The 23,400-nt window shown below is 61.6% G+C and carries 26 protein-coding genes; 13 read left to right on the top strand and 13 right to left on the bottom strand.

Annotated features, from left to right (window positions below):
* Positions 1 to 26 precede the first annotated feature (26 nt).
* Genes ACJ8HN_RS11135 through ACJ8HN_RS11120 form a run of 4 tightly spaced genes read left to right on the top strand, consistent with a single transcriptional unit; the run spans position 27 to position 3,564 of the window.
* Positions 27 to 1,076, top strand: coding sequence for an ABC transporter substrate-binding protein (locus tag ACJ8HN_RS11135; RefSeq protein ID WP_442523425.1), 1,050 nt, complete (start codon positions 27 to 29; stop codon positions 1,074 to 1,076).
* Positions 1,073 to 2,074: a FecCD family ABC transporter permease gene (locus ACJ8HN_RS11130; RefSeq protein WP_047568744.1), complete on the top strand. Its 1,002-nt coding sequence runs from the start codon at positions 1,073 to 1,075 to the stop codon at positions 2,072 to 2,074. The genes ACJ8HN_RS11135 and ACJ8HN_RS11130 overlap by 4 nt, the downstream gene beginning before the upstream one ends.
* On the top strand, positions 2,067 to 2,846 hold the full coding sequence (locus ACJ8HN_RS11125) for an ABC transporter ATP-binding protein (RefSeq protein WP_174158682.1): 780 nt from the start codon (positions 2,067 to 2,069) through the stop codon (positions 2,844 to 2,846). Before ACJ8HN_RS11130 ends, ACJ8HN_RS11125 begins: the two co-directional genes overlap by 8 nt.
* On the top strand, positions 2,839 to 3,564 hold the full coding sequence (locus tag ACJ8HN_RS11120; protein WP_442523564.1) for a substrate-binding domain-containing protein: 726 nt from the start codon (positions 2,839 to 2,841) through the stop codon (positions 3,562 to 3,564). The genes ACJ8HN_RS11125 and ACJ8HN_RS11120 overlap by 8 nt, the downstream gene beginning before the upstream one ends.
* Before the next feature lie 28 nt (positions 3,565 to 3,592).
* Here the strand turns inward: ACJ8HN_RS11120 and ACJ8HN_RS11115 are convergent, their stop codons facing one another.
* Entirely contained in the window at positions 3,593 to 4,393 is an 801-nt protein-coding gene (locus ACJ8HN_RS11115) for an alpha/beta fold hydrolase (RefSeq protein ID WP_080335407.1), read from the bottom strand.
* 237 nt (positions 4,394 to 4,630) lie between these two features.
* On the opposite strand from ACJ8HN_RS11115, the gene ACJ8HN_RS11110 reads away from it, so the two are divergent.
* From ACJ8HN_RS11110 to ACJ8HN_RS11090, 5 genes are all read left to right on the top strand, one after another.
* Entirely contained in the window at positions 4,631 to 5,386 is a 756-nt protein-coding gene (locus tag ACJ8HN_RS11110) for a CDP-diacylglycerol diphosphatase (RefSeq protein ID WP_442523424.1), read from the top strand.
* Between the two features lie 170 nt (positions 5,387 to 5,556).
* Entirely contained in the window at positions 5,557 to 6,081 is a 525-nt protein-coding gene (locus ACJ8HN_RS11105) for a MarR family winged helix-turn-helix transcriptional regulator (protein ID WP_049212833.1), read from the top strand.
* Positions 6,078 to 7,409, top strand: coding sequence for a c-type cytochrome (locus tag ACJ8HN_RS11100; protein ID WP_060429719.1), 1,332 nt, complete (start codon positions 6,078 to 6,080; stop codon positions 7,407 to 7,409). The genes ACJ8HN_RS11105 and ACJ8HN_RS11100 overlap by 4 nt, the downstream gene beginning before the upstream one ends.
* Positions 7,410 to 7,425: 16 nt before the next feature.
* Complete coding sequence (locus tag ACJ8HN_RS11095) at positions 7,426 to 7,878, top strand: (2Fe-2S)-binding protein (protein ID WP_033653460.1); 453 nt, start codon at positions 7,426 to 7,428, stop codon at positions 7,876 to 7,878.
* 2 nt (positions 7,879 to 7,880) lie between these two features.
* On the top strand, positions 7,881 to 10,124 hold the full coding sequence (locus ACJ8HN_RS11090) for a molybdopterin cofactor-binding domain-containing protein (RefSeq protein ID WP_442523423.1): 2,244 nt from the start codon (positions 7,881 to 7,883) through the stop codon (positions 10,122 to 10,124).
* Between the two features lie 39 nt (positions 10,125 to 10,163).
* On the opposite strand, the gene ACJ8HN_RS11085 is transcribed toward ACJ8HN_RS11090, so the two are convergent.
* From ACJ8HN_RS11085 to lsrK, 6 genes are all read right to left on the bottom strand, one after another.
* Positions 10,164 to 10,466 carry a hypothetical protein gene (locus ACJ8HN_RS11085; RefSeq protein WP_033637563.1) on the bottom strand — a complete coding sequence of 101 codons (303 nt, stop codon included), beginning with the start codon at positions 10,464 to 10,466 and terminating at the stop codon, positions 10,164 to 10,166.
* The gene (locus ACJ8HN_RS11080; RefSeq protein WP_033637564.1) at positions 10,463 to 11,098 is read right to left on the bottom strand and encodes an AAA family ATPase; all 636 of its coding nucleotides are present in this window, start codon (positions 11,096 to 11,098) and stop codon (positions 10,463 to 10,465) included. The genes ACJ8HN_RS11085 and ACJ8HN_RS11080 overlap by 4 nt, the downstream gene beginning before the upstream one ends.
* Positions 11,099 to 11,369: 271 nt before the next feature.
* The gene (gene yajD / locus ACJ8HN_RS11075) at positions 11,370 to 11,711 is read right to left on the bottom strand and encodes an HNH nuclease YajD (RefSeq protein WP_442523422.1); all 342 of its coding nucleotides are present in this window, start codon (positions 11,709 to 11,711) and stop codon (positions 11,370 to 11,372) included.
* Between the two features lie 79 nt (positions 11,712 to 11,790).
* The gene (locus tag ACJ8HN_RS11070) at positions 11,791 to 12,684 is read right to left on the bottom strand and encodes a LysR family transcriptional regulator (RefSeq protein WP_060438968.1); all 894 of its coding nucleotides are present in this window, start codon (positions 12,682 to 12,684) and stop codon (positions 11,791 to 11,793) included.
* A 59-nt stretch (positions 12,685 to 12,743) separates the two neighbouring features.
* The gene (locus tag ACJ8HN_RS11065) at positions 12,744 to 13,928 is read right to left on the bottom strand and encodes an MFS transporter (RefSeq protein WP_033647027.1); all 1,185 of its coding nucleotides are present in this window, start codon (positions 13,926 to 13,928) and stop codon (positions 12,744 to 12,746) included.
* 221 nt (positions 13,929 to 14,149) lie between these two features.
* On the bottom strand, positions 14,150 to 15,715 hold the full coding sequence (gene lsrK / locus ACJ8HN_RS11060) for an autoinducer-2 kinase (protein WP_033637567.1): 1,566 nt from the start codon (positions 15,713 to 15,715) through the stop codon (positions 14,150 to 14,152).
* A 193-nt stretch (positions 15,716 to 15,908) separates the two neighbouring features.
* On the opposite strand from lsrK, the gene lsrG reads away from it, so the two are divergent.
* The 3 genes from lsrG (at position 15,909) to ACJ8HN_RS11045 (ending at position 17,868) form a co-directional block, all read left to right on the top strand.
* Positions 15,909 to 16,202, top strand: coding sequence for a (4S)-4-hydroxy-5-phosphonooxypentane-2,3-dione isomerase (lsrG, locus tag ACJ8HN_RS11055; RefSeq protein WP_004939559.1), 294 nt, complete (start codon positions 15,909 to 15,911; stop codon positions 16,200 to 16,202).
* Positions 16,203 to 16,288: 86 nt separating this feature from the next.
* Entirely contained in the window at positions 16,289 to 17,194 is a 906-nt protein-coding gene (locus ACJ8HN_RS11050; protein ID WP_033647025.1) for an EamA family transporter, read from the top strand.
* A gap of 83 nt (positions 17,195 to 17,277) precedes the next feature.
* Positions 17,278 to 17,868: a LysE family translocator gene (locus tag ACJ8HN_RS11045; protein WP_033647484.1), complete on the top strand. Its 591-nt coding sequence runs from the start codon at positions 17,278 to 17,280 to the stop codon at positions 17,866 to 17,868.
* Here the strand turns inward: ACJ8HN_RS11045 and ACJ8HN_RS11040 are convergent.
* The gene (locus ACJ8HN_RS11040) at positions 17,844 to 18,671 is read right to left on the bottom strand and encodes an AraC family transcriptional regulator (RefSeq protein ID WP_047568720.1); all 828 of its coding nucleotides are present in this window, start codon (positions 18,669 to 18,671) and stop codon (positions 17,844 to 17,846) included. The genes ACJ8HN_RS11045 and ACJ8HN_RS11040 overlap by 25 nt on opposite strands.
* A 69-nt stretch (positions 18,672 to 18,740) precedes the next feature.
* On the opposite strand from ACJ8HN_RS11040, the gene ACJ8HN_RS11035 reads away from it, so the two are divergent.
* Positions 18,741 to 18,959 (top strand): DUF7661 family protein, encoded by a 219-nt coding sequence (locus ACJ8HN_RS11035; RefSeq protein WP_060420028.1) that lies wholly within the window; start codon positions 18,741 to 18,743, stop codon positions 18,957 to 18,959.
* 9 nt (positions 18,960 to 18,968) lie between these two features.
* Here the strand turns inward: ACJ8HN_RS11035 and ACJ8HN_RS11030 are convergent, their stop codons facing one another.
* The 5 genes from ACJ8HN_RS11030 to ACJ8HN_RS11010 all read right to left on the bottom strand — a co-directional run bounded on the left by ACJ8HN_RS11030 (position 18,969) and on the right by ACJ8HN_RS11010 (position 23,246).
* Positions 18,969 to 19,817, bottom strand: coding sequence for a PA4780 family RIO1-like protein kinase (locus ACJ8HN_RS11030; RefSeq protein WP_033637570.1), 849 nt, complete (start codon positions 19,815 to 19,817; stop codon positions 18,969 to 18,971).
* Between the two features lie 120 nt (positions 19,818 to 19,937).
* Entirely contained in the window at positions 19,938 to 21,428 is a 1,491-nt protein-coding gene (amyA, locus tag ACJ8HN_RS11025) for an alpha-amylase (RefSeq protein ID WP_432504587.1), read from the bottom strand.
* 118 nt (positions 21,429 to 21,546) lie between these two features.
* Positions 21,547 to 22,203 (bottom strand): DUF799 domain-containing protein, encoded by a 657-nt coding sequence (locus tag ACJ8HN_RS11020; protein ID WP_086579422.1) that lies wholly within the window; start codon positions 22,201 to 22,203, stop codon positions 21,547 to 21,549.
* Positions 22,200 to 22,556 carry a DUF4810 domain-containing protein gene (locus ACJ8HN_RS11015; protein WP_103798818.1) on the bottom strand — a complete coding sequence of 119 codons (357 nt, stop codon included), beginning with the start codon at positions 22,554 to 22,556 and terminating at the stop codon, positions 22,200 to 22,202. The genes ACJ8HN_RS11020 and ACJ8HN_RS11015 overlap by 4 nt, the downstream gene beginning before the upstream one ends.
* 18 nt (positions 22,557 to 22,574) lie before the next feature.
* A complete protein-coding gene (locus ACJ8HN_RS11010) occupies positions 22,575 to 23,246 on the bottom strand; it encodes a CsgG/HfaB family protein (protein ID WP_033647014.1) in 672 nt (223 codons plus the stop codon).
* Between the last annotated feature and the right edge of the window lie 154 nt (positions 23,247 to 23,400).

The raw sequence follows: 23,400 nt of genomic DNA, 5'->3' as shown, positions 1-23,400 counted from the left end.
ACAACGATAACCAATCGGTCACTGCCATGTTTAACTTTCTCCCGCGCCTGCTGTTGGCGCTTGTTTTGTTTTCCACCACCGCCCAGGCGGATCGCCAGGTCACCGATCAGCTCAATCGCCAGGTCACGCTGCCCGATCGCATCACCCGCGCGGTGGTGCTGCAACACCAGACGTTGAACCTGTTGGTGCAGCTTGATGCGATGCCTCAGGTGGTCGGTGTGCTCAGCAGTTGGAAAAAGCAGCTGGGGCCAAACTACCTGCGGCTGGCGCCGACGTTGGCAACCCTGCCGATGCCGGGCGATCTGACTTCGGTGAATATCGAGAGCCTGCTCGGCCTGCATCCGCAGGTGGTGTTCGTGGCCAACTATGCGCCGCCGGAGATGATTGCGCAGATCGAACGGGCGGGCATTCCGGTGGTGGCTATCTCGCTGCGCCGCGAGGCGGCCGATCAGGCGGGTAAAATGAATCCGCAGCTGAGCGATGAGGATCGGGCCTATACGCTGGGGCTGCAGGACGGCATTCGCCTGATCGGCGAGGTGATGTCGCGTCAGCCTCAGGCCGAAGCGTTGATTAAGGACGTCATTCAGCAGCGCGCGTTGGTCGCCGAACGGCTGCGCGATCTGCCGGAAAATCAGCGGGTGCGGGTGTATATGGCCAACCCCGATCTCACCACCTACGGCGCCGGCAAGTATACCGGGTTGATGATGCGGCACGCCGGTGCGCTCAACGTGGCGGCGAAGGACATTCAGGGGTTTAAACAGGTTTCTATCGAGGATGTCCTGAAGTGGGATCCGGCAGTGATTTTCGTGCAGGAGCGCTACCCGGACGTGGTGAAACAGATCCTGACGTCACCGCAGTGGCAGCCGATCGACGCGGTGAAGAATAAGCGGGTCTACCTGATGCCGGAGTATGCCAAGGCCTGGGGGTATCCGATGCCGGAAGCGATGGCGTTGGGCGAGTTGTGGATGGCGAAAAAACTTTACCCGCAGCGTTTTGCCGATATTAATCTGCAGCAGCGGGTCGACGCTTACTATCAACGTTATTACCGCGCCACCTGCTGCCAGAGCGGGCAATGAGGCTGGGCTGGCTGGCGTTGTTGACGCTGTGCTGCGCGCTGTTTTCGCTCGGCGTTGGCCGCTTTCAGGTGCCGATGACGCACAGCCTGATGATTTTGCTGGAGCCGTTCACCGGGCAGCATTATGCCGGCATCGATGCTATCCAACGCCAGGTGATCCTGGGTGTGCGCGTGCCGCGAGTGCTGTTGGCGATGGGCGCCGGCGCGGCGCTGGCTCTGTGCGGCGCGGCTTTGCAAGGCGTCTTTCGTAACCCGCTGGTCGACCCGCATATCGTCGGCGTGTCGTCCGGCGCGGCCTTTGGCGGCACGCTGGCTATCCTGCTCAGCCTGCCGTTGGCGGCGCTGCTGCTGTCGGCTTTTGTTTTCGGCATGGCGGCGCTGCTGCTGATTTTCACTCTCACCAGCGCCATTGCGCGGCGCAATATTCTCTCTTTGGTACTGGCGGGGGTGATCCTCAGCGGCTTCTTCTCAGCCTGCGTCAGCCTGATGCAATATCTGGCGGATACCGAAGAGAAACTGCCGAGCATCGTGTTTTGGCTGCTCGGCAGCTTTGCCACCGCCGATCGGCAAAAGCTGCTGATGCTGTTTGTGCCTTTGCTGTTGGCCGGCGGCTTGCTGTTGGCGCTGCGCTGGCGCATCAATCTGCTGTCGTTGGGTGATGAGGATGCCGGTGCATTGGGCATCAACGTTGAGCGCACCCGCTGGCTGATTTTGACGCTGTGCGCCGCCATCGTGGCCGCCCAGGTGGCGGTCAGCGGCAGCATCGGTTGGGTCGGCTTGGTGATCCCGCACGTGGCGAGGCGGCTGGTGGGGCCGGATCACCGGCGCCTGTTGCCGGCTTCACTTTGCCTGGGGGCCCTGTACATGCTGGTGATCGACGATTTGGCGCGCACGCTGAGCAGCAGCGAAATCCCGCTGGGCATTCTGACCGCGCTGATTGGCGCGCCGCTGTTCGCGCTGCTGCTGCGCCGCGCGCAAGTGAGAGGCTGGCATGACTGACACCCTATTGGCCGCCAGGGGCGTGAGTTTCGCCTGGCCGAGCGGGGCACCGCTGTTCCAGCATCTGGACATTCAGCTGCGGCGCGGCGAAGTGCTGGCGGTATTGGGCCCGAATGGGCGTGGCAAGAGCACGCTGCTGCAGCTGCTGTTAGGCAGCCTGACGCCGCAATCCGGCGAGATTGAGCGCCGCGGGGAGATGGGCTTTGTCCCGCAACACTTTGCGCCGCCGTTCGCCTACCGGGTGCTGGATATCGTATTGATGGGGCGGGCGCGCCATGTCGGCCTGTTTCGTTCACCGTCAGCCGAGGATCATCGGCTGGCGAGAGAAGCGTTGCAGTCGTTGGATTTGCAGCACCTGGCAGAGCGCGAGTTTGGCAGCCTATCCGGCGGTCAACGTCAATTAGTGATGATCGCCCGCGCGTTGGCGATGCGCTGCGAGGTGTTGATCCTGGATGAACCGACTTCGGCGCTGGATCTGCATTATCAGGATCGGGTGTTGAGCCTGATGGCGAGCCTGGCGCGGGAGCAGCAGTTGGCGGTGGTGTTCTCTACGCATCAACCCAATCATGCTCACGCGGTGGCCGATCGGGCTTTGCTGTTGGGCAAGGAAGGGCGCAGCCGGCTCGGTGCCTGCCGCGAGGTGTTAACGGCGCAATCCCTGTCACCCCTGTTCGAGCTGGCGATCGAACGGGTGCCGCTGACGGTGGCGGGCCGCCGCTACGCGACGCTGGTGCCGCTGTATCGCAGCCAACTGGAGCGACATGATGAGTGATATCCTGCTGTTTGCCGCCGGCAGCCTGCGGCTGGCGTTTGCGCCTCTGCTGTCGGCATTTCAGCGGCGCGCCGGGCAAAAAGTCACGGTGGAATTCGGCCCGGCGGGGTTGTTGCGCCAGCGGATAGAGAATGGCGAGCGGCCACAGCTGTTCGCCTCGGCCAACGTGGCGCACCCGCAAAGGTTGGCGGATCTTGGGATAGCGGGGGCGGTGCAGATTTTTGCGCGCAATCGGCTCTGTGTGACGGTACGCAACGTGCCGGCATTAACCGAACGTCCGCTGCCGCAGGTGCTGTTCGATCCCCACTGGCGCCTTGCTACCTCGACACCGGAGGCAGATCCTTCCGGCGATTATGCGCTGCAGCTTTTCGAACGCTGTGAGCAATACTGGCCGGGGCAAGGGGAAGCGTTGCGCCGCCGGGCGCTGCCGTTGGTTGGCGGCAGGGATTCTGCCCCGGTGCCGGCGGGCCGATTGGCAGCGGAATATCTGATCGCCGGCGGGCAGGCGGATATTTTTCTCGGCTACGCCAGCTATGCTCCGGCCTTAGCCGCCTACCCGACGTTGGCGGGGCGACCGTTGGCGCCGCCGCTGGACATCGAGGCGGATTACGGTTTATGCCTGTTGGATGACGGCGCGCAGCGGTTAGCCGCATTTATCTTGAGCGAACAGGGGCAGGAAATCCTGAGCCGACACGGGTTTATGCGGCGCGCGGAATGACTCGCCGGGCCTGGCGGCCCGGAGAATGTTACCAGAACAGCGGGGTGGTGTTTTCAGCCAGAAACGCCAGCAGGGTTTCGTTGACCGCCGTCGGGTTTTCCTTGTTGCTGATATGCCCGGCGTTGGGGATCAGCACATGTTGACAGCCGAGAAGATCCGCCATGCGCTGGCCTTCCGCCGGCGGGCGCGGCTTATCCTGGGCGCCGGTGATGACGATGCTGGCGGCGGTGATGTTTTCCAGCAGCGCCAGCTTGTCGGGGCGACCGAAGATCATCCGGCCCAGCGGTACGATGCTCTCGCGCAGGCGATCGGCGGGCAGGCTCTGGAGCTGACACAACAGCGATTGCAATAAGGCGTCGGGGACGTCATCGGAATAAAACAGCGACGCGACATGTTCCAGCAGCGGCGAAGTGATGGCGCCGGCTTGCTCCACGGCGGCCAGCATGCCCATATAACGCTGCCGCGCCTCCGGCGTTTCGTCGCCCAGATAGCTGTCCATCAGCGCCAGCACCTTGACCCGTTCCGGCGCCAGCGCCGCCAGTTCGGCGCCCCACATGCCGCCGACGGACAGGCCGACGATGCCGAACTCTTCAATATCCAAGCGATCCATCAGCGCCAAATGATCGGCGGCGATATCCGACAGGCTGTTTCGCCCGGTCGGCAGCGCCGGTGAGTCGCCGTGGCCCCAGAGATCCGGCACGATCAGGCGGTAGCGTTTCGCCAGCGCTTCAAACTGCGGCGCCCACATGTTCAGATCGAACAGATAGCTGTGGCCCAGCAGCAACGGAAAGCCTGAGCCCACGTCGAGATAATGCAGGGATTTGCCCATCGTTGGCATCTTATCGGTTCCTTAATATAAAGAGAGTCCGGCTGCTTATATCACACTCATATTCTAACTGCGGTATTAATTTACCTTAAATTACTTAGGTAAACCCTTATTTTTAATTTTCCTTGATAACAAGATGTCAATGAAAGATGACGCTAAGGATAATATTCTGGTGACGATAAGCGCCTTGGTTTATGCTGGCGCTCCTTTCAAGATGGAATAGCTAAACAGGGAGTCACGATGAAAAGACTTTTCAGACTATTAATTATTTTGCTTGTCATTTTGCTACTGGCGGCGGTGCTGTGGTGGTTCTTTGGGCGCGGCAATCCGAATGCGCTGTGGCAAATCGTCAGCCAACAGTGCGTGCCCAATCAGCAGCAGAACGACGATCCGGCGCCCTGCTTAAAGGTTGATTTAACACAGGGTTATGTGCTGTTTAAGGACAGCAAAGGCCCCTATCACGATCTGGTGATGCCAACCGAAAAGGTCAGCGGCATCGAGAGCCCGGCATTGCAGACGGAGCACGCGCCGCCTTATTTCGCCCAGGCCTGGAATAACCGCGAACATATATCCGGCGAGTTGGGTAAGCCGTTAAAAGATGCGTGGCTTTCGCTGGCGGTCAATTCGAAATATGGCCGTTCTCAGGATCAGCTGCATATTCACGTTGCCTGCCTGCGTCAGGATGTCTATAACGCGCTGGGGCAACAGGCGGAGCAATTAGATCAGCAGTGGCGCCCGCTGGCGGTGAAATTGGTCGGCCACCAATATCTGGCCAGAAAATTGGCGGGCACCGATTTAACCCAGGAAGATCCTTTCCGTTTGCTGCACAACTATGTGGTCGAGCAGGGCGACAGCATCGGCAATTATGGCCTGGCGCTGGTGGTCAGCCCGCAGGGTGAGATGCTGCTGTTGGCCAACCGTTTGAAGTTGACCGACCTGAACCTGGGCTCGGCCGGCGAAATTCAGGACTACCACTGCGCGGTGGCGGGGAACTGAGTTTTTCTTATCGCTCCCCGCGTTGTCGGGGAGCAAATCTGTAAAAATGCGATATATCGCTCTGTATTAACTGGATTTTATTTTATTCCGCGACATCTGCTTGATCCTGTCATAACGTCCGATCTATTATTTGTTTGCACAAGCAAATAAATAATCGAGAGCAATCCGGTATGTCACAACCACGCAAACTTCCTGCTGCGCTGGGCATCCATCTGGATGTGACCAATCGCCTGTGGCGCACGGCGATGGACCAGTCGGTAAAAATGACCAATCTGACGCGCCCGCACTGGCTGGCGCTGAGCGCGATTGCCGATTTGGGTGATGGCTGCACCCTGAAAGACGTTTCCCAGCATTTGAACGCCGAAGTCTCGACGATGTCGCGTGCGTTGCTGTTTTTGGAAAAAAATCGGCTGATCGCTCGCGATGCCCTGTCTGAGGATAAGCGCGCTAAAGGCGTGAGAATGACCGCGGCCGGGCAGGAGATGCTGGCGCAGTTGGATCACTCCAGCCAACAGGCACGGCAAAAGCTGCTCAACGGCATTTCGGCCGGCGATCTGGAGGCTTTTTACCGCGTATTGTTTGGCATCAAACATAACGCGATAGCGATGCTCGAACAGGAAAATCTATTGCCGGACGAGTTTGCGCTGTTAGCGGAGGAGCGAGCAGGTGCGATGAAGCCGGAAGGTGAAGCGTGAACGGCCGCTGGCGGAGAGCACAACAGCTGTGCGTTATCGCGTTGGGGATCTTCTCCTGCCCGGTCTTCGCCAGCCAGAATGACCAACAGGTCATCGCACGCGGAAAATACCTGGCGATCGCCGCAGATTGCGCGGCTTGTCACCGCGGCAGCGCCCAACAGGACGCCCCCTACGTCGGCGGTTATGCCATCGCTTCGCCGATGGGCGATATCATCGCCAGCAATATCACGCCCGCCAAAGGAACCGGCATTGGCGACTACAGTGAGCCAGAGTTTCGCCGCGCGTTAACGCAGGGCATCCGGCGAGACGGCCAACCCTTGTATCCCGCCATGCCCTATACCGCTTATCGGGGGTTGAGCGATGACGATCTGCACGCGCTGTATCGTTATTTTATGGCCGGCGTCGCCCCGGTCGATCGCGCGGTGCCTGAGACCCAACTGGCGTTCCCTTTTTCCTGGCGTTATGCGATCCACGGCTGGAACTGGCTGTTTCTGAAAAAAACGCCCGTCGATGAAGACGTGAAAAAAGCGCGTGGTCGCTATCTGGTGGATGTTTTGGGGCATTGCTCGGCGTGTCACAGCCCGCGCAACGCGATGATGGCCGAACGCGACGATCGCTATCTGGCGGGCGGGGAGGCCGGCGGTTGGATCGCGCCGAATATCACCTCGGATCCTGTCAGCGGCATCGGCGGCTGGAGCAGGGAAGAGTTGGTGCAGTATTTGCGTACCGGGCGCAATGACAAAGCCCAGGCGGCCGGCGGCATGGCGGAGGCGGTGGAGCACAGCCTGCGTTTCCTGAGCGACGACGATCTTGACGCCATCGCCGACTGGCTTAAACAGACGCCGCCGATCGCCACCGCGCAAGGAACGAAAGCGGCCTATGCCTATCAGGGAGGCGGTGAAGGCCGTGCCGCCGGGCAGGCGCTGTATGCCGCTGCCTGCGCCAGTTGCCATCGCCTGGGCGGCGAAGGCGCCTACGACGGCCATTTCCCTTCTTTGACACACAATTCCACCGTAGGCAGCGAGCAGGCCAATAACCTGATCATGGTGATGCTGCATGGCGTGCAGCGCCAGGGAGAGACGCTGCAAACCTGGATGCCGGGATTCGCCGACAGCCTGGATGACCGGCAACTGGCCGAGCTGGGCAATTACGTATTGCAGCAATTCGGCAATCCGGCGGTCAGGATAACGCCGGAGCAAGTGGCTCAGCTGCGGGCTGGCGGTGAGAAACCGTGGTTGATCGCGTCACTGCCTTATGTGTTTTGGGGCGGGGTATTGCTGGCATTGATCGTCATCGGGGCGTGGGTGAAACGTCGGGTGAAGCGTTGAGCGAGGAGAGAGTGGCATGAAGTTCAATCTGAACGGCCAGGCGGTCGAATTTAACGGCGAGCCGGATACGCCGCTGCTGTGGGTGATCCGGGAACATTTTAAGTTAACCGGCACCAAGTTCGGCTGCGGTATCGGCGCCTGCGGCGCCTGTACGGTACATGTCGACGGTAAGGCAGTGCGTTCATGTTGCTATCCGCTGCAATTGGTACGCGATCGGCAGGTGACCACCATCGAAGGATTGTCCACCGATCGCAGTCATCCGGTGCAGCAGGCCTGGATAGCGGAGGATGTGCCGCAGTGCGGCTACTGCCAATCGGGCATGATCATGGCGGTCAGCGCGTTGCTGGCGGAGCACCCTAAGCCGGACGACCGGCAGATAGATACCGGCCTGACCAATCTGTGCCGCTGCGCCACTTATCACCGTATCCGCGCGGCGGTGCACCGCGCCGCCGACAAGGGAGAACCCTAAGCATGGCGATCACCCGCAGAACCTTGCTAAAAGGCAGCGCGTTGGCGGTGGCCGCCATGCTGCTGCCGATATCGACGCGCAGCCTGGCGGCCGTGGTTTCGCAGGATGCGGCGCCGCCCGACGGTCAGTATGAATTGAACGATTGGATCTGGATCGATAGCGGCGGCCGCATCGTTATCGGCGTGTCGCAATGTGAGGTCGGGCAGGGGATTTACACCGGCCTGGCCGAAGTGGTGGCGGCGGAAATGGATGCCGATTGGGCGCAGGTGACGGTGAAGTTCGTCACCGGCCGCGATGCCTACCGCCAGGTTGCCGGGGGCGAGGCTTTCGCGCAGTTTGTCGCCGCTTCAACCTCCATGACCAAATTTTATCAGCGCACCCGGCTGGCCGGCGCGCAGGCGAGAGACTTTTTTCTGCGGGCCGGTGCGCGACATCTCGCACTTTCACCGCGGCAGTGCCGTACGGAGAAAGGTTGGGTGATTGAGGAGGACGGGCAGCGCAAGGTCGCCTATGGCGATCTGGTGCGCTATGCCGCCGAGCTGCCGTTGGATCCGCAGCCTGCTTTAAAGAGCGAAGCGCAAGAGCAAGAGAGTTTCATCGGCAAGCCGCTGTTGCGGGTCGATACGCCGGAGAAAGTGGACGGCAGCGCGATTTACGGTATCGATATCGACCTGCCGGAGATGCTGATCGGCGTCCCCTGGATGGTGCCCGATCTCAGCGGAAAGCTGGTCGCCGTGCGTAATGAACGGCAGATCCGGGCCATGCCGGGCGTAGTGGAGCTGGTGCTGACCCGGCAGTGGTCGATGAACAACATGGTCGGATTGGATCACGATATGTCGCTCAATACGGTGATCGTGGTGGCGGCGAGCTACTGGCAGGCCAAAAAGGCGGCGGATTTGCTGGAGGTCGACTGGCTGCCGGGCGCTGGACAAGCGCTGTCCCGTAGCGCGATTGCGGCGGAGAATCTGGCGATGCTGGACGGCGATACCTTGGTGCCGGCGGTCAATCGCGGTGAGGCGTCGGCGTTGATCCATGACGCTGAGCAGGGTTCGCGCCTGCATGAGGCGCGTTACAGCGCGCCTTATGTGGCGCATGCCACCCTGGAGCCTTGCAACGCCACCAGCCATTATGAAGAGGGCCGTATCGAAACCTGGGGCCCTTTCCAGGGGCAGGACATGGTGCGCAACGTTCTGGCGAAAATGTTCGGGCTGAAGCCGGCGGATGTGGTGGTGAATACGACCTACCTGGGGGGCAGCTTTGGGCGCAAATATCTGCCGGATGCCGTAATGCATGCTACCGCCGCCTCCCGGGCGGTGGGGAAACCGGTCAAGGTGATCTATCCGCGCGAGATCGACATGCGGCATGAATATTATCGTCCGGCCTGCATCAGCCATTATCGGGCGCTGCTGGATGAAAACGGCTACCCGCAGGCGCTGTGGGCGCGCTATGCCGGGCAGTCGCTATTCTGGCAAATGCGGCGCGAAACGGTACACGAGGCCGGGGGATGGGATGAAAGTATGGTGGAGTGCGTTTACAGCACGCCGTATCGCATCCCTCATCTGAAGGTGGAGGCCGGCATCGTCGAACAGCCGATTTCCCTGAGCTATCTGCGCGGCGTCGGCAGCGTCGCCAGCCTGTTCTTTTTGGAAAGCTTTATCAGCGAACTCAGCCATAAGGCCAAGCGGGACGAGTATCAGTATCGGCGGTATCTGCTGCAGGGCAACCCAGAGGCGTTGCGCGTACTGGAGGCTACCGCGGCGGCGGCGGGTTGGCAGCGCGAACCGCCGCCGGGCGTTTATCGCGGGATGTCGTGCAATATTTGGCTCGGCCGCAATAACGCTTTCACCACTTACGTCGGTTTGGTGGTTGAAATCGCCATTCAGGAAGGGCGGCTGCGGGTGCTCCGCGCGGTATGTGCGATTGACTGCGGCAAGGTGATAAACCCAAATCTGGTGCGCGCCAACGTAGAGGGCGGCATCGGCTTTGCGCTGACCACCTGTCTGCACAGCGAACTGCACTTTGAACGGGGCGGCGTGGTGGAAGGGAATTTCGATCGTTATCCGCTGCTGGCGATCGCCGAAATGCCCAAGGTGGAAGTGGTGGTGCTCGACAGCGCGCGTGCGCCGCAGGGATGCGGAGAAGTGTCGACTGCGGTGGTCGCTCCGGCGATAGCCAGCGCGCTGCATAAGGCCACCGGCAAAACCTATCGTACGATGCCGTTCCCACGCGAGTTCTCCTCGGTGTAACGGCCCGCCGGCGATGGCCAGCCGGCGGCTGCCGCGCGGTCAGAGCTTCTTCAGCAGCGCCAGCAGCTGCGCTTCGCTTTTCTCCGCCAGCCCGTCGATGGCCAGCTTGATGATGTCGGAGCGGGTAATGCGCACGATGCCGCTGCGCGCCGCCTGCACGATCACTTCATCGATGGCTTCAATGTGGCTGTCCGTCAGGCTGACGGAAATCGCCTTATAGGTGCGCTTGCGGCCGGCCGGTTTGGCTTCCGGCGCGGGCGCCGCGACCGGCAGCGTGTGTGAGGTGGCGCTGTTGATGAATTCGTCTTCCGACATGCGGTGGGTGGGGGTGCGCTTCTTCACAGGATCACCTCTTTCACCAGGCATTCAATTTCGCTCTGCGCCTTTTCGTTGTTCGCCTCATGCACGGTGATGGCTTCGCCCCAGGCGTCGCGGTAAATCTTGCGGTCGCACAGGCGGTGGCTCACCAGGGTGAACTCCGGGTATTCGCTCAGCACCTGCGCCGCTTCGTTGGCTTCATTGATGAAGATGTTGGTCGGGCACATGTTCAGCACGATGTAGCCTTTGACCTTCTCGTTGTATTCCTGCGCGGTGGAGAACATCTCCGACAGATAGCCGATGGTGTCGAGATCCATCTGCGAAGGGCGCAGCGGCGAGAGGAACAGATCGGCGGCCAGCAGCCCGGAGCGCAGTTCGGCGCTGTCGCGGCCGGCGGTGTCGACGATCACGTAGTCGTAATGGCGATCCAGTTCCAGCAGCGTTTCCTTGATTTTGCCCGACGCGGCCACCACCGGAATGTGCGGCAGCCCCTCGACGTTCTGACGGTCGTTGTACCAGGTCATGATCGATTTCTGGTCGTCGGCATCGACGATGATCGCCGTCTTGCCTTGCTTAAGAATCAGATACCCGGCGATATTCACCGCTTTCGTCGATTTGCCGACGCCGCCTTTTTGCGAGCCAATCAGAACAATCATGCTGCCATCTCTCAAGTTATTAAGCTGATAACTTATTAAGTTAATGTGCTTATTAGGTTGATAATCAAACAGGTTAACAAGAACAACTCGCGAACAATATGCACCAACTGCGGCGGCTTGCCAAGCCAGTATGTCGTTAACTGCGCAGCTTATTTTGCGCTGGATGGCCCGGATGGGTAAGTAGGAATTCTCTGGGAAGTGGCGATGCGGAGGCGGGGTTTGTTAATTTAACAGCTTAATAAGTTAGTGGCTCATTAAGCTGTCGGTGGCGTTACTTCTTCATCATCGCCTTCAGGTTGACGAACGGGTTATGGGTGGCGACGCCGACATCTTTCTGCGCGTCTTCACCGGCCACCACCGTCGAACCGTATTGATCGGCCTCGGTGTATTTCGAGTGCTCGTGGTCGTGGCAGTACAGGCACAGCATTTCCCAATTGCTGCCGTCTTCGGGGTTGTTGCTGTGATCGTGATCGATGTGGTGCACCGTCAGTTCGCGCAGGTTGGAATAAACGAACTCGCGCGAGCAGCGCCCGCACACCCAGGGGAACAGTTTCAGCGCTTTTTCGCGGTAGCCGGTTTCCAGCTTCGCATAGTTTTTGGGGATATAGGCCATGGTGGTCGTCCGTCGTGAATCACTATGCGGCAAATAATACCACACTGCGTGCGGCGACAACGTGCGGCTCATCCTGTCGCTAGCGAAATGTCTCCACCGCCCAGTCGATAAACGCCCGCAGCTTGCCGCTGAGGTGGCGATTGGACGGGTACACCACGTACATCTGCTCCGGCGGCGGCTGCCAGTCGTGCAGCAGGCTGACCAGCTCGCCGCGCTCGAGGTGCGGCTGCGCCATAAACCGATAGATCTGGATGATGCCCAATCCGGCCAGGCTCGCCGCCAGCAGCGCGTTGCCTTCGTTAATGCTGACCGGGTAGCGCTGTTGAATGGCGATCTCTTTGCCGCGTTCGACATAGCGTTGCGGATGGATGCGGTCGTTGACCGGATGGCGGTAGTGCACCATCGGAAAACTCTGTTCCAGATCGCACGGGTGGCGTGGGGCGCCGTGGCGCGCCAGATAAGCCGGGGTGGCGCAGCTGACCCAATCCAGATCGAACAGACGCCGGGCTATCAGGCTGGAGTCGGCCAACGGGCCGCTGCGGATCACGCAGTCCGCGCTGTCGCTGATCAGATCGATAACGCGATCGCCGATGCTGAGATCGATCTGGATTTGCGGGTAGCGTTCCAAAAAGCCTGGCAGCGCCGGCAACAGCAGCTGGCGGGCGGTGCCGCTGCCGGTATCGATGCGCAGCACGCCCTGCGGAGAATTCTGTGACTCGGTCAGACAGCCCTCCATCTGCTCCAAATCCGCCAGCCATTTCACCGTATTCTGGTAATAGCATTCGCCTTCGCGGGTGACCGACACGCTGCGGGTGGTGCGCTGGAACAGCTTGGTCTGCAGGTGATCCTCCAGATTCTGGATCAGCTTGGTGACCGTCGCTTTCGGCATGCCCAGCGAATCGGCGGCGCGGGTAAAACCGCCGGTTTCCACCACGCGGTTAAATACCCGGATAGCGAGCAAATGATGGTCCATAGGTTCCCAACGTCATGCCCCGGCAGTGGCCGGGGCATGTTTCTGCAGATAGATAATGATTAACACTGTTTAGCGCCAATCGCGCCGGAGCGCAAGCTGAGGCCGAACACCAGCGTGGCGGAGAGGATCAGCGCGCCGCCGAACAGCATGGCGCTGCTGACGCCCTGCCAGTCCACCACCTCGCCGCCCAGCAGTGCGCCGGAGGCCAGTGCGATCTGGATGACGCACACCAGCAGCGCCTGGCCGGCTTCCGGCGCCTGCGGCACCGCGGCGAACATCCAGTTGGTGGCGCATACCGGCACGGCGCCGAACGCCAACCCCCAGACCAACACCATCAGCGTGGCGCCGGCGAGGCCGCTGAGCAGCGGCGAAACGATCAGAATACCCGCCAGCATGGCGGCGATCAGGATAAAGGTGGCGCGCAGGCTGTACTCCCCCAGACGCTCGCCGAGGAAGGTGCCCAGCAGACCGATGGCGCCATAGGCCAGCAGCTGCAGCGAGATCGCCGATGGGCTGAGCACGAACACCTGTTGCAGCAGAGGGCGCAGATAGGTATAGGCGGCGAAGTGGCCGATGAACAGCAGCACGATGGCAATCAGGCCGATGCGCGCCATCGGCAGGCGCAGCGGCAGCACCAGATCGCGCGGCGTAACCGGCCGGGAAGGCGGTACCGACGTGAGTAAACGCAGCTGCGCGAGCAGCACGCCGACCGCCAGCGCCGCCCCGCCGAAGAAGGCGGCTCGCCAGCCGAACAGATCGCCGATCAGCGCCCCCGCCGGCACGCCGCACACCGCGCCGACCGAGATGCCGCTGAGGATCAGCGCGGTGGCGCGGCCCTGGCTGGCTTCCGGCACCAGATGGCGGCCGTAGTTGGCGGCGAACGACCAGAAGCCGCCGACGCAGACGCCCAGCAGCACGCGGCCCAACAGCATCATCGGGAAGTTGACGGCCAGCGCCGCCACCAGGTTGGACACCATCAGCAGCAACGACAGTCCCAGCATTAGCAGGCGTCTGTCCAGCCGGCCGGAAGCCAGGCTCAACACCGGTGCGGCCACCGCCGCCACGATGCCGGGCATGGTGACCATCAGCCCGGCGGTGCCGGTGCTGACGCCGAGCGAAGGGGCGATGTTGGTCAGCAGGCCGATCGGCAGAAACTCGGTGGTGACCATGACAAAACAGGCGACCGTCAGCGAGAAGATCGCCGGCCACGGGGATGATGCAGGTTTATCTTTATTATTCAGCATAATGCCGCTCGTCTCAGGTGAATGCGCAGGCCGCGCTCGGGGCGCGGTGTGACCGAAGTCACAATCTACGGCAGGCCGAAGCCGCGGATAAATCCGTTTGCGGTGGTTACACTGTTTCTGAGGGGAAACAATCGCCGGCGGCGAGTGAAAACGCGGCTTGCGCCGCGCTGCGGGGGAAAGGAATAAAACGGCATAAGGTTATGACCGAATGCCGCTTGCGTTTAAAGCCCCGGCGCTTTCCACAGCGAGGTGGTCAGGCCGTTATCCACCAGCGTCAGCTGATCGGCGTAAACCTGCCGCCAGGTTTCTTTCTGTTCCTGATACAGCGCATGGTGGGTCATGTCGGGTTGATGCTCGCGCTCCCAGCGCACCAAGCGTTCGCCGGTTTCGGCCAGCGACTCGAACAGCCCGGCGCCGACGCCGGCGGCGATCGCGCAGCCCAGCGCGGTGGCTTCTTTCACCACCGGCACCCGCACCGTCAACCCGGTGACGTCGCTGAGGATCTGGCTCCACAGCTTGCCCTTGGCGCCGCCGCCAGCGAACACCAGCGAGCGCGCCTGCACGCCGGAGAAGGCGGCGATCTGCTCCAGGTTGCAGGCGGAGACGATGGCGGCGTTCTCCTCCAGCGCGCGGAACAGCGTCTGTTTATTGCAGCGCTCCGGGTCGATCGACATATTGATGAACGACGGCGCCGCGTGATACCAGGTTTTGAAATGCATGGCGTCGGAGAAAATCGGCATCACGCCGTAGGCGCCCGGCGGTACCCTGGCCGCCATCTCTTCCAGCAGGCTGTAGGCATCGACCCCCAGCCGCTCCGCCAGCAATTTTTCCTCCGCGCAGAAGGCGTCGCGGAACCAGCGCATGGTCAGGCCGGTAAAGAAGCTGATGGATTCCGCCTGCGCCATGCCGGGAATGACGTGGGGGTTGATGCGGATGTTCATCTCCGGATCGATGGCCGGCTCCGGCAGGTTGACGATCTGCTGCCAGAAGGTGCCGCCGAGCACCGCCGTCTGCCCGGCGCGCACGATGCCGAGCCCCAGGCTGCCGAGCTGCACGTCGCCGCCGCCCATCACCACCGGGGTGCCGCGCAGCAGCCCGCTCTCCTGCGCCGCCTGTTCGGTGACGCGCCCCAGCACGCTGCCGGTCTCTTTCACCGGCGACAGAATATCGGCGCGCAGCCCGGCCATGTCGAGCAGCGCCGGCCGCCAGTCGCGGCTGGTCAGATCCAGCATGCCGGTGGTGCCGGCGTTGGAAGGATCGACCGCCAGCTCGCCGCTGAGCATGTTGGCCAGCCAGTCGCTGATCATGGTCAGCGTCGCCGCCTGGCGGTAGATGTCCGGCCGATGGTGCGCCAGCCACAGCAGGCGCGGCATGGCGCTCAGCGCCAGCGTCTGGCCGGAGTATTGATACACCTCGCGTTCGAAGCCGTGGTTATGCAACTCTTTCAGCTCGCTGACTTCGTGGCTGGCGCGCGCGTCGACGTTGGCGCAGGCCCAGATCGGCACGCCGTTGCGGTCGTACAGAACGATGCCTTCACGCATCGAGCAGCAGGCCACCGCGCGTATCGCCTGCGCCGTCAGCCCGGCGCGCTGCAAGGCCTGGCGAATGCACTGGCAGGCCAGCTGCCAGTTGCGGCTGAGGTCAAACTCCATCGAGCCGGGCACGCCCGGCACCGCCAGGTGTTGCCACTCCGCCTGGCCGTGCGCGATCTGATTGCCCGCCAGATCGAAGATCACCGCGCGAATACTGCCCGTTCCTGCGTCCAGCGCCATCAAGTAGTTATCCATAGCCTATGCTCTCAGGGGGAGGAGTGTTAACTATAGATGCCGCCGCCTTACCCCGCCGGGGGAGGAGTGGGCGTCGCCGATGCGATTTGTGAGCCAGGCGGCAAAATTGCCGTTGCGGCAGGGCAATCGACGGGAATAAACCTATGGTTGGAAAGCGCCATGCTACGGCGCGCCGTTCAAACAAGGAGCTGTCATGCACGTCACATTGGTTGAGATCAACGTTAAACAAGACAAAATCGACGAATTTATCGATGTTTTCCGCGCCAATCACCTGGGGGCAATCGAAGAGCCGGGCAACCTGCGCTTCGACGTGCTGCAGGACGAACAGATTCCGACGCGGTTTTACATCTACGAAGCCTATCGCGACGAGCAGGCGGTGGCGGCGCACAAGCAGACCCCGCACTACCTGCAGTGCGTGGAGAAGCTGGAAGCGCTGATGACCGGCCCGCGCAAGAAGACCACCTTTATCGGCCTGATGCCGGAATAATCGCCGGCGTTTGCCGGTGTCCATACGCCCGGTTTGGTTGTAACCTGCAAGCTAAAGCGATTTTCAATGGGATAAGCGGGGCGAGGATGACATTGCGCGATCGGCTGTTGGCGCTGTTGGTGGTGGTGATCTGGGGCGTGAATTTCGTCGTGATCAAGTTCGGTTTACAGGGCATGCCGCCGTTTCTGCTGGCCGGGATGCGTTTTTTGCTGGTGGCGTTGCCGGCGATCTTCTTTATCCCGCGCCCGACGATCCCGTGGAAATGGCTGCTGCTGTACGGCATGACCATGAGCTTCGCGCAGTTTGCCTTCCTGTTTGTCGCCATCAAGGTGGGCATGCCGGCGGGGCTGGCTTCGCTGGTGTTGCAGGCGCAGGTGTTCTTCACCCTGCTGTTGGGTGTCGTGCTGATGGGCGAAAAGCTGCGCGTCAACCATTTCGTCGGCATCGCTATCGCCAGCGGTGGCATGCTGGTGCTGGCGCAGGCCAGCCTGCATAAGCCGGGCAGCGGCGCGGTCCCCCTGGCGGGCCTGCTGCTGACGCTGGCGGCGGCGTTTTCCTGGGCGCTGGGCAACCTGACCAACAAGAAGATCCTGGCCGGTTTCCCGCAGCGCAACATTTTGTCGCTGGTGGTGTGGAGCGCGCCGATCCCGGTCGTGCCGTTCCTGGCCTGCAGCTGGCTGTTCGACGGCCCGCAGGCGGTGCTGAGCAGCCTGGGCCATGTGCAGGTCGGCACCTGGCTGGCGGTTGCCTATCTGGCGTTTGCCGCCACGCTGTTCGGTTATTCGGTGTGGGGCAGCCTGCTGGGGCGCTATGAAACCTGGCGCGTTGCGCCGCTGACGCTGCTGGTGCCGCTGGTCGGGCTGTTCGCCGCCTGGCTGCTGCTGGATGAAGCGCTGTCGCCGGCGCAGTTCGGCGGCGCATTGCTGGTGCTGGGCGGCATGGCGGTCAACACCTTCGGGCTGCCGCGCCGCCGGGCGGCGATCGCGCGTTAAACCGAACAGGGCAATTCTGTTCAATACCTTGTCGACGGCGGTCGGCATTCTGGCGCCTGTGAATACTTTCTCAGGTGACCATCATGAATATCTACCTTTCCATGGCCGCGTTTGCGCTGGCGGCCTCCATCACCCCCGGCCCGGTCAACATCGTCGCATTGAGCGCCGGGGCGCAATTCGGCTTTGGCGCGGCCCAGCGCCACGTGTTCGGCGCCACGCTGGGGTTTACCCTGTTGCTGGTGCTGCTGGGATTGGGCATGCACCAGCTGCTGATCCTGTGGCCGGCGCTGACCCGCTTGATTCAGTGGGCCGGCGTGGCTTTCCTGCTGTTTATGGCCTATCGGTTGGCGTTTGACGACGGCAGGTTGGGCAGCGGCGCGGCGCGGGCGCCTTCCTGCCGCTACGGCGCGCTGATGCAATGGCTGAACCCCAAGGCGTGGCTGGCGTCGGTGGCCAGCCTCGGCGCCTTTGTCGGCGACGGCGACATCCGGCTGCTGTGGCAGTTCGCCGGGCTCTACTTCGTGATTTGCTATGCCTCGGTGGCCTGCTGGGCCTATGTCGGCGCGATGCTGCGCGGCCTGCTCAGGCAGGCGCGCAACGTGCGGCGTTTCAACCGCGTAATGGCGCTGCTGTTGGCGGCCAGCGCCTGCTATCTGCTGGCGGAGGGTTTTTGATACTGCCCCGGCGTGGCGGCCAGCAGCTGCTTGAAGGTGCGCTGGAAGTGCGCCTGATCGGCAAAGCCGCTTTCGCTGGCGGCCGCGGCGATCGGCAGGCCGCTTTTCAACAGCCGATGGCCGTGCTGCACGCGGCGGTTGACCAGATAGGCGTGCGGCGTCATGCCGTAACGCTGGCGGAAGGCGCGGATCAGGTAAGAAGGGGACAGCGCGGCGGCGCGGCAAATGTCGTCCAGCGTTAGCGGCCGGGTGCAGTGCGCGTCGATAAACGCCGCCGCCGCTTCCAGTCGGGTATGCGGCGGTGTCTCCGGTTGGCGGGCATCGCCCAGCCCGAGCTGCAGGGCGCTGAAATACTCCACCATGGCGATCTGTTTTTCCAGCGCGCTGCACAGCGGATCCGTCAGCAGCGCATAAAGCCGGTTCAGGCCGTGGAACAGCGCCGGATCGCGGCTCAGCGGCTGGCTGAACGGAACAAAACGGTCGCCGTCGCCGCCGAGCAGCTCCTGCTGCAGCGCGCCGAGCCAGGCGAGATCGAGATAGAACATGATGTACGACCAACGCCGATCGGCGATGGGGTTGCAGGCATGCGCCTGCTGCGGGTTGATGACAACCAAATCGCCGGCGCTGACCTGCATGCGCCGCTCGCCGTTGACATAGGTGCTGACGCCGCCGGTGATGGCGCCGATGGAAAAGAATTCGTGGCTGTGCAGGCTGTAGCACACCTGGCGGCCATCCGCGATGGCGCGGGCTTCGACGAACGGCAACTGCGGATCGCGCCAGAACTGCGGCGTTTTTTCACTCATACGCTTTCCTTTTCACTGCGGCGGCATCACAGTGTTATAGCCTGAAAGCGACGAGCGGGGGAATGGCGGATGATGATTTTTAACGTATTCGGCCGTCTGCTGGGCGTGAAGCGCATCGGGGACGAATGGCGGCTGTTCCGCGTGACGCTGCCGGAGCGCAAGTATGCTCCCAGCTGCGATATCGTGCTGCCGGCCGACCTGCGCGAAGAGGAGATCGCCGGCTATCTGGGGGATATTTATCACGAGGCGGCGACGCTGCAGCGGCCGGAGGTGTTTCGCGTCGAATAGCGCGGCGCGTTACTCTTCCGCGTTGCGCGCCATCATGCGGCGTTGATGTTCCTCGCCGGCGGCCTGGATCTCTTCCAGTACCGAGCCGACGTCGGCGCGTTTCAGGGTTTCGCTGAACCGGCCGCTGAGGACGCTGTCCGGCGTCAGGTTGCCTTCCTGATACAGCGCCCAAATCTCTTTGGCGTATTGGCTATCGCGCAGCTCCGGCGCGAACTGGCCATAATATTCCGCCAGATTGCCGATATCGCGCTCGAACATGCTTTTGGCGTGGTTGTTGGCGGCGGCGTCCACCACCTGCGGCAGATCGATGATCACCGGCCCGTCTTTATCCATCAGCACGTTGAATTCCGACAGGTCGCCGTGGACCAGGCCGGCGCACAGCATGCGCACCGCGTAGTTCATCATCAGGGCGTGATCGGCGCGCGCCTGTTCCGGCGTCAGGATGACATCGCTCAGGCGCGGCGCCACCAGGCCTTCTTCGTCGGTGATCAGCTCCATCAGCAGCACGCCGTCCAGGCAGATGTCCGGCTGCGGCACCCGCACCCCGGCCTTGGCCAGCAGATACAGCGCGTCCACTTCGGTGTTTTGCCAGGCTTCTTCCTGCTGCTGGCGGCCGAATTTGGAGCCTTTGCTCATGGCGCGCGCGTCGCGGCTATTGCGCACCTTGCGCCCTTCCTGATAGTGAACGGCCTGCTTGAAGTTGCGCTTCTCGGCCTCTTTGTACACTTTGGCGCAGCGGATCTCATCGCCGCAGCGCACGATAAACACGTCGGCTTCTTTGCCGCTTTTCAACCGGCGGATGACGTCGTCGATTAATCCGTCATCAACCAGCGGCTGGAGTCGTTTTGGAATTTTCATGCAGCCTTGTACCCTATTTAGGCTCCGGTGTGAATGGCTTGCGCAGTTGATAGCGTAAGTTAGACCCGAAAGGCAAACATTAGTTTTGCCGCCGCTGCATCATTGCGCGGCGGCGGGCGCTTACAGGCTGGCGGCCGGCACCCAGACGCTGACGCTGCCGGCGTTGACCGGGAAATGGGCGCTGCCCTGGTCGTCGGTGGTGATTTCCTCCTGACGGTTGCCGAGGAAATCGCGCCAGGCGGTGTGCGCCAGATCGGCGCCCAGCGCGACGGTTTTGCCGCTTTCGCCGCCGTTGGTCAGCACCACCACGCAGCCGGGGGCCTCGGCGGTGCCGGCGCGGCTGAAGGCCACGCAGTGGCTGTCGTCGAAGTAGTCGGTTTGCGGGCCGTTGGCGAAACGCTGGCGGGCGGCGATCAGCTTCTCCAGCTCCGGGATCGCCGGCATATCAATCTGGTACTCGCCGCCGTCGAGCCCCTTGTCGCGGTAGCTGGCGCCATACAGGTCGGGGTAAAACACGCAGGGCACGCCCTGTTCGCGCAGCAGGATCAGCGCGTAGGCCAGCGGTTTGAACCAGGGTTCCACCGGCGCTTCCAGCGACTGCAGCGGCTGGGTGTCGTGGTTGGCGACCAGCGTCACCGCGTGGGCCGGATCGGCGGCGGTCAGGGTATCGGTGAAGATTTGCGCCATGTCGAAGCCGTCGCCCTGTTTCGACGCCTGATGAAACTTCAGGTGCAGCGCCACGTCGAACAGCATCACCTTGCCGTCCACCAACTCGATGTATTGCTGCAGCGCGCTCAGATCGTGCGACCAGTATTCGGCAACGATCAGCAGGTCGCGCTGCGCGCTGTCGCGCACGTGATCCGCCCACTCTTTGAAGAACCAGGCGGGAATGTGTTTGGCGGCGTCCAGGCGGAAGCCGTCGCACGGCAGGCTTTCCAACAGCCAGCGCGCCCAGTATTTGAGCTCCTCCGTCACGGCGGTATTGCGGAACTCCACGTCGGCGCCCATCAGATAGTCGTAGTTGCCCTTTTCGTCGTCGACCTGATCGTTCCAGCCGTCGTCGCCATAGTCGTTGGCGATTTTGAAAACCCCTTTGTCGTCCGGTTGCTCAACGTAGTCGACGCCGCTGAAGCATTTGTAATCCCAGATAAACTCGGAATGCACGCCCTGGCGGCCGGGAAAGGTGAAGCGGGTGTAGGCCAGCGCGTCGAAGCCCTGGTCGTCGATGTCGTTGCGGTTGTTGGCGTCCACCTTGAACACGTGTACCTGTTCTTTCTCGTCCGCGCCGAGCTTGTGGTTGAACACCACGTCGTAGAGCACCCCCACGCCGTGTTCGCGCAGCGTATTGGCGGCGTGTTCGAGCGCCGCCTTGTCGCCGTATTTGGTGGCCACGCTGCCTTTCTGGTCAAACTCGCCGAGATCGAACAGATCGTAAGTATCGTAGCCGACGGAGTAGCCGCCGGAAGCGCCCTTGCAGGCGGGCGGCAGCCACAGATCGGTGATGCCCAGTTCGGCGAGGTGCGGCGCGCGCTCGGCGGCCTCCTGCCACAGTTTGCCGCCGTCGGGGTAGTACCAGTGGAAGAATTGCAGCAGGGTGGTTTTTTTCGTCATGAGCCAGCGTCCCGGTTAGCCAGAAGGAGAGGAGCAGTTGCCGTTAAAGCATGGGCTACTTTTGGCAAAAGGGACAAGTTTGGCATAGGCGGCCCGAGAAGGCCGCCCGAGAGACGGCTTAACGCTGGCTGGCGTAATGAGGTGAGCGTGGGCCATAAAGAATGGCGCCGTTCTGACCTGTCGCCGATAGCAGGCGGGTGTTGGCGATGGCGCCAACATCAAATCCTTTGTCGCTGATGGTATCGGCGATTTGCGAAATCGCGGCGCTGATCACCATGCCCAGCAGGCCACCGGAGTTGTTGTTGCCTTCGTTGCTGGATGCGGTGGCGGTGCCGGCCCACAGCTGTTTGCCGTTGCGCAGATCGACCAGACGAGCGGCTACGGTAACGCGGGTTTCGCTGCTGATCACCATGTAACTGGTGCCGTATTGCGTGACATCCAGGTACAGCACGGTGTCGGCGCCGAAAATCTGGTGCAGTTTTTTCGGACTGACGGCGCGGATGTCGTTGGCGTTGGTTAGGCCGTTTTGCAGGAAGGTTTCCTCCACTACAGCGACCGGCAACACATAGTAACCGGCCTCGGCCAGCGGCAAGGTGGCGCTGGCGAGCACGCTGTGGCTGGCTTTGACGTCCGGCGACTGGTTAACCGGCGGCAAGACCAGGATCGACTTCGGCTTGCTCTCATGGAACGCCGCATAGTCATAAGGCGTCTGCTTGGCACAGCCGCTTAGCAACAGGGTGGCGGCAACGGTGAGGAAAGTGAGTACACGTTTCATTTAAAGCTCCCTTTATCCCTGGCCATCAGGAAATTCATAAACGGCGCCGACTCCGGGAACAGCGTTTTTTCCGTGTTGAATTCATTCATGGCTTGTCCGTCGTTGCCGATTTTGCTGTACAGCAGCCCCAGCTGCGCATGCAGACCTGGCGGTACGGCTTTATCCTTGGCGCGGGATTTCTCGACGATCTCTTTCAGCGTGGCGATCTGCTGCTCAGGGCTTTGCCCCTCCTGCTGGTAGTATTGATAGAGAGAAGTCTGGTAGCCATCCCAATTGTAAAGCGTTTTCGGCGCGGCGCAGCCGGCCAGCAGGGTCGCTGCAAACAGCGCCCCGCCCATTCTTTTAGTTATCATCTTTCTGCTTCTATTCCGTTAGTTAGCAGGGCGCCATGCGCCGTTTTCGATACCGGTGACCAGGTTATTGACGGCTTCACGCACGGCCAGATCCAGCACCTTGCCGTTGAGGGTGGAGTCGTAGCTGGCGGTGCCCCCGAAACCGATGATTTCGCGATTGGACAGTTCGTATTCACCGGCGCCCTGAGCGGAATAGACGACTTCTGAGGTCTGTACGTTTACGACGTTCAGATTGACTTTGGCGTAAGCGACCTGTGATTTACCACGGCCCAAAATCCCCCACAGCTGATGATCGCCGACTTCTTTACGGCCGAATTCGGTGACATCGCCGGTAATCACATAGTTGGCGCCTTTCAGCGTTTGCGCCTTCCCTTTAATGCCGGCTTCAGTTTTCAACTCTTCCATGTTGGCGCGATCCAGCACGTTGAAACGGCCAGTCTGCTGCAAATGCGTGATCAGGATAGTCTTGGACTGATTGCCCAGCCGATCGACGCCATCGGAGAAGATGCCGTTCATGTAGCTGGATCGGTTGTCGAATTTGCCGACGGCGATAGGGCTGCGTGGGCCCTGATAAGTGGTGTTGTAGGAAGCCACTTTCGGCACTTCCAAAGAGCGGGAGGATTCGGTCGCGCAGCCCGCCAGCAAAGTGACGGAAAGGGCAACGGAACAGACGGCGAGTGATTTCTTCATTGGCATGCGATCTCTCCATGAGCATAAAACAGCGCGGGAGCAACCCGCGCCCGACGTTGACATAACTAACGTTGCCGCCGTTATGGAAACGCCGCGATCCTGCCATGAATATGTAACAAATTACAACAAGATATCGGCATTAATGTCGTTATTA

Source organism: Serratia sp. CY29653 (genome assembly GCF_052169255.1).
Taxonomy (GTDB): domain Bacteria; phylum Pseudomonadota; class Gammaproteobacteria; order Enterobacterales; family Enterobacteriaceae; genus Serratia; species Serratia sarumanii.
Note: the sequence above shows the minus strand (reverse complement) of the source record. Positions and strands in the feature narration are given on the sequence as shown.

Coding starts and splice junctions, on each gene's coding strand:
- ACJ8HN_RS11015 (WP_103798818.1), bottom strand. CDS start 22,556: ATGATAACTAAAAGAATGGGCGGGGCGCTGTTTGCAGCGACCCTGCTG.
- ACJ8HN_RS11120 (WP_442523564.1), top strand. CDS start 2,839: ATGAGTGATATCCTGCTGTTTGCCGCCGGCAGCCTGCGGCTGGCGTTT.
- ACJ8HN_RS11010 (WP_033647014.1), bottom strand. CDS start 23,246: ATGAAGAAATCACTCGCCGTCTGTTCCGTTGCCCTTTCCGTCACTTTG.
- ACJ8HN_RS11110 (WP_442523424.1), top strand. CDS start 4,631: ATGAAAAGACTTTTCAGACTATTAATTATTTTGCTTGTCATTTTGCTA.
- yajD (WP_442523422.1), bottom strand. CDS start 11,711: ATGGCCTATATCCCCAAAAACTATGCGAAGCTGGAAACCGGCTACCGC.
- ACJ8HN_RS11065 (WP_033647027.1), bottom strand. CDS start 13,928: ATGCTGAATAATAAAGATAAACCTGCATCATCCCCGTGGCCGGCGATC.
- ACJ8HN_RS11040 (WP_047568720.1), bottom strand. CDS start 18,671: ATGAGTGAAAAAACGCCGCAGTTCTGGCGCGATCCGCAGTTGCCGTTC.
- ACJ8HN_RS11135 (WP_442523425.1), top strand. CDS start 27: ATGTTTAACTTTCTCCCGCGCCTGCTGTTGGCGCTTGTTTTGTTTTCC.
- amyA (WP_432504587.1), bottom strand. CDS start 21,428: ATGACGAAAAAAACCACCCTGCTGCAATTCTTCCACTGGTACTACCCC.
- lsrG (WP_004939559.1), top strand. CDS start 15,909: ATGCACGTCACATTGGTTGAGATCAACGTTAAACAAGACAAAATCGAC.
- ACJ8HN_RS11090 (WP_442523423.1), top strand. CDS start 7,881: ATGGCGATCACCCGCAGAACCTTGCTAAAAGGCAGCGCGTTGGCGGTG.
- ACJ8HN_RS11020 (WP_086579422.1), bottom strand. CDS start 22,203: ATGAAACGTGTACTCACTTTCCTCACCGTTGCCGCCACCCTGTTGCTA.
- ACJ8HN_RS11095 (WP_033653460.1), top strand. CDS start 7,426: ATGAAGTTCAATCTGAACGGCCAGGCGGTCGAATTTAACGGCGAGCCG.
- ACJ8HN_RS11105 (WP_049212833.1), top strand. CDS start 5,557: ATGTCACAACCACGCAAACTTCCTGCTGCGCTGGGCATCCATCTGGAT.
- ACJ8HN_RS11045 (WP_033647484.1), top strand. CDS start 17,278: ATGAATATCTACCTTTCCATGGCCGCGTTTGCGCTGGCGGCCTCCATC.
- ACJ8HN_RS11125 (WP_174158682.1), top strand. CDS start 2,067: ATGACTGACACCCTATTGGCCGCCAGGGGCGTGAGTTTCGCCTGGCCG.
- ACJ8HN_RS11030 (WP_033637570.1), bottom strand. CDS start 19,817: ATGAAAATTCCAAAACGACTCCAGCCGCTGGTTGATGACGGATTAATC.
- ACJ8HN_RS11115 (WP_080335407.1), bottom strand. CDS start 4,393: ATGGGCAAATCCCTGCATTATCTCGACGTGGGCTCAGGCTTTCCGTTG.
- ACJ8HN_RS11080 (WP_033637564.1), bottom strand. CDS start 11,098: ATGATTGTTCTGATTGGCTCGCAAAAAGGCGGCGTCGGCAAATCGACG.
- ACJ8HN_RS11035 (WP_060420028.1), top strand. CDS start 18,741: ATGATGATTTTTAACGTATTCGGCCGTCTGCTGGGCGTGAAGCGCATC.
- lsrK (WP_033637567.1), bottom strand. CDS start 15,715: ATGGATAACTACTTGATGGCGCTGGACGCAGGAACGGGCAGTATTCGC.
- ACJ8HN_RS11130 (WP_047568744.1), top strand. CDS start 1,073: ATGAGGCTGGGCTGGCTGGCGTTGTTGACGCTGTGCTGCGCGCTGTTT.
- ACJ8HN_RS11070 (WP_060438968.1), bottom strand. CDS start 12,684: ATGGACCATCATTTGCTCGCTATCCGGGTATTTAACCGCGTGGTGGAA.
- ACJ8HN_RS11050 (WP_033647025.1), top strand. CDS start 16,289: ATGACATTGCGCGATCGGCTGTTGGCGCTGTTGGTGGTGGTGATCTGG.